Genomic DNA, 905 nt, shown 5'->3' on the forward strand with positions numbered 1-905 from the left:
CCAATACCACCAGCGCGCCATAGGCGGCAAAACCGAAGATCTGCGGCAGGATGCGCGGCACCACCGAGCCGCGCATGATGAAGAACAGATGCAGGAAGCGCGGACGCGGGCGGACGATCATCAAAACCCCCAGACGGACCGGCTCCGGTCCCGATCCCGTCCATTGTGCTATGCAACGGCAAAGCAAGCTCGGTCGACAGCGACATTTCCGTGTCGCCCGGGCAGGCACTACCGGCGCTCATCCGGCCGGTCTAAGGACGAGGCGGCGGGCTCGCGAGACTGGCAGCCGCGCGCCGCCGAGGGAGGAAAAATGACCGGCGAAACCGATCTGCAAAAATTGTTGGCGTCGATGACGCCGCGACTGCTTCCCGATGTCCACGTCTTCGCGACGCTGGCGCCGGGCGCGACCATGCCGGATGGCCTCGATCCGGTCATGAGCTTTCGCGAGCAGGAAGGCCTTACGCTGATCGTGAAGGAGGACCAGTCGAGAGCGGTCGGCATCGACGGCATCTTCCGCTGCCGGATGATCACGCTGAACATCCACTCCTCGCTGGAAGCCGTCGGATTCCTCGCCGCCATCACCACGCGGTTGGCAGGGGCTGGCATGGGCGTCAATCCGGTCTCGGCCTTTTACCACGACCATCTGTTCGTCCCGGCGGATCGGGCCGAGGAAGCGATGGCGATGTTGATGGAATTGGCGGAGCAAAATCGGTTGTGATGCCGGCTCTCCACCGCCTGCTTGAGATGCCGGTGCCGCCCCTCATCCCCCTGCCGGGACCTTCTCCCCGTGAACGGGGAGAAGGAAGCTACCCGGCCGAAGGCCGAGCCCGCGACCGCGGGCCGCCGGTCGTCCGGCGCCCCCCCCGCGGAGGGCCCGCCGCGGCAGCGGCGGTGCGGCCCGCGAG

2 protein-coding genes are annotated in these 905 nt (G+C 67.0%); one reads left to right on the forward strand and one right to left on the reverse strand.

Features of this window, described 5'->3' with window-relative positions; translation table 11 throughout:
• A partial coding sequence (locus EN742_RS40140) for a bestrophin family ion channel (protein ID WP_281035062.1) occupies window positions 1–121 on the reverse strand: 121 nt, incomplete at its 3' end.
• A gap of 189 nt (window positions 122–310) precedes the next feature.
• Between EN742_RS40140 and EN742_RS36230 the strand changes: the two genes are divergently transcribed.
• Entirely contained in the window at window positions 311–718 is a 408-nt protein-coding gene (locus EN742_RS36230) for an ACT domain-containing protein (protein WP_126057398.1), read from the forward strand.
• The last annotated feature ends 187 nt before the right edge of the window (window positions 719–905 follow it).

The organism is Mesorhizobium sp. M4A.F.Ca.ET.020.02.1.1 (genome assembly GCF_004022645.1).
Lineage (GTDB): Bacteria > Pseudomonadota > Alphaproteobacteria > Rhizobiales > Rhizobiaceae > Mesorhizobium.

Bases quoted from the DNA above. Each gene is read 5' to 3' on its own strand.
- EN742_RS36230 (WP_126057398.1), top strand. From the start codon at position 311: ATGACCGGCGAAACCGATCTGCAAAAATTGTTGGCGTCGATGACGCCG.